Consider the following 2,560-nt stretch of genomic DNA (forward strand, 5'->3'; position numbering starts at 1 on the left):
GATAAGCCTGTTATCCCCGGGGTAGCTTTTATCCGTTGAGCGATGGCCCTTCCATGCGGAACCACCGGATCACTAAGTCCGTCTTTCGACCCTGCTCGACTTGTAGGTCTCGCAGTCAAGCTCCCTTATGCCTTTACACTCTATGAATGATTTCCAACCATTCTGAGGGAACCTTTGAGCGCCTCCGTTACCTTTTAGGAGGCGACCGCCCCAGTCAAACTGCCCGCCTGACACTGTCTCCCACCACGATAAGTGGTGCGGGTTAGAAAGCCAACACAGCTAGGGTAGTATCCCACCAGCGCCTCCACGTAAGCTAGCGCTCACGTTTCAAAGGCTCCTACCTATCCTGTACAAGCTGTGCCGAATTTCAATATCAGGCTACAGTAAAGCTCCACGGGGTCTTTCCGTCCTGTCGCGGGTAACCTGCATCTTCACAGGTACTATGATTTCACCGAGTCTCTCGTTGAGACAGTGCCCAAATCGTTACGCCTTTCGTGCGGGTCGGAACTTACCCGACAAGGAATTTCGCTACCTTAGGACCGTTATAGTTACGGCCGCCGTTTACTGGGGCTTCGATTCGTAGCTTCGCAGAAGCTAACCACTCCTCTTAACCTTCCAGCACCGGGCAGGCGTCAGCCCCTATACATCACCTTACGGTTTAGCAGAGACCTGTGTTTTTGATAAACAGTCGCTTGGGCCTATTCACTGCGGCTCTTCTGGGCGTTAACCCTAAAGAGCACCCCTTCTCCCGAAGTTACGGGGTCATTTTGCCGAGTTCCTTAACGAGAGTTCGCTCGCTCACCTTAGAATTCTCATCTTGACTACCTGTGTCGGTTTGCGGTACGGGCACCTATTTTCTATCTAGAGGCTTTTCTCGGCAGTGTGAAATCAACGACTCGAAGACACAATGTCTTCTCCCCATCACAGCTCAGCCTTAACGAGTACCGGATTTGCCTAATACTCAGCCTTACTGCTTAGACGTGCAATCCAATCGCACGCTTCGCCTATCCTACTGCGTCCCCCCATCGATTAAAACGATTATAGGTGGTACAGGAATATCAACCTGTTATCCATCGCCTACGCCTGTCGGCCTCAGCTTAGGACCCGACTAACCCAGAGCGGACGAGCCTTCCTCTGGAAACCTTAGTCAATCGGTGGACGGGATTCTCACCCGTCTTTCGCTACTCACACCGGCATTCTCACTTCTAAGCGCTCCACATGTCCTTACGATCATGCTTCAACGCCCTTAGAACGCTCTCCTACCATTGTCCAAAGGACAATCCACAGCTTCGGTAATATGTTTAGCCCCGGTACATTTTCGGCGCAGTGTCACTCGACTAGTGAGCTATTACGCACTCTTTAAATGATGGCTGCTTCTAAGCCAACATCCTAGTTGTCTGGGCAACGCCACATCCTTTTCCACTTAACATATATTTTGGGACCTTAGCTGGTGGTCTGGGCTGTTTCCCTTTCGAACACGGACCTTATCACCCATGTTCTGACTCCCAAGTTAAATTAATTGGCATTCGGAGTTTGTCTGAATTCGGTAACCCGAGAGGGGCCCCTCGTCCAAACAGTGCTCTACCTCCAATAATCATCACTTGAGGCTAGCCCTAAAGCTATTTCGGAGAGAACCAGCTATCTCCAGGTTCGATTGGAATTTCTCCGCTACCCTCAGTTCATCCGCTCACTTTTCAACGTAAGTCGGTTCGGTCCTCCATTCAGTGTTACCTGAACTTCAACCTGACCAAGGGTAGATCACCTGGTTTCGGGTCTACGACCAAATACTAAACGCCCTATTCAGACTCGCTTTCGCTACGGCTCCACATTTACTGCTTAACCTTGCATCAAATCGTAACTCGCCGGTTCATTCTACAAAAGGCACGCCATCACCCATTAACGGGCTCTGACTACTTGTAAGCACACGGTTTCAGGTTCTATTTCACTCCCCTTCCGGGGTGCTTTTCACCTTTCCCTCACGGTACTGGTTCACTATCGGTCACTAGAGAGTATTTAGCCTTAGGAGATGGTCCTCCCAGATTCCGACGGAATTTCACGTGCTCCGTCGTACTCAGGATCCACTCAAGAGAGACAACATTTTCGACTACAGGATTATTACCTTCTTTGATTCATCTTTCCAGATGATTCGTCTAATGTCGTCCTTTGTAACTCCGTATAGAGTGTCCTACAACCCCAACAAGCAAGCTTGTTGGTTTGGGCTCTTCCCGTTTCGCTCGCCGCTACTAAGGGAATCGAATTTTCTTTCTCTTCCTCCGGGTACTAAGATGTTTCAGTTCTCCGGGTGTGCCTTCTGATATGCTATGTATTCACATATCGATAACATGACATAACTCATGCTGGGTTTCCCCATTCGGAAATCTCTGGATCAAAGCTTACTTACAGCTCCCCAAAGCATATCGTCGTTAGTAACGTCCTTCATCGGCTTCTAGTGCCAAGGCATCCACCGTGCGCCCTTAATAACTTAATCTATGTTTCCATCCTACAGGAAACGCGTTATTAATCTTGTGAGTGTTCTTTCGAACACTAGCGATTATTTCTT

General features: G+C 49.2%; 1 rRNA gene. It reads right to left on the minus strand.

What is annotated here, in order from left to right:
* Window positions 1-2,488, minus strand: a 23S ribosomal RNA gene (locus tag KQ486_RS13740); the annotation flags it as partial.
* Window positions 2,489-2,560 lie beyond the last annotated feature (72 nt).

It is taken from the genome of Allobacillus halotolerans (genome assembly GCF_018967645.1).
GTDB classification, from domain to species: domain Bacteria; phylum Bacillota; class Bacilli; order Bacillales; family Alkalibacillaceae; genus Allobacillus; species Allobacillus halotolerans.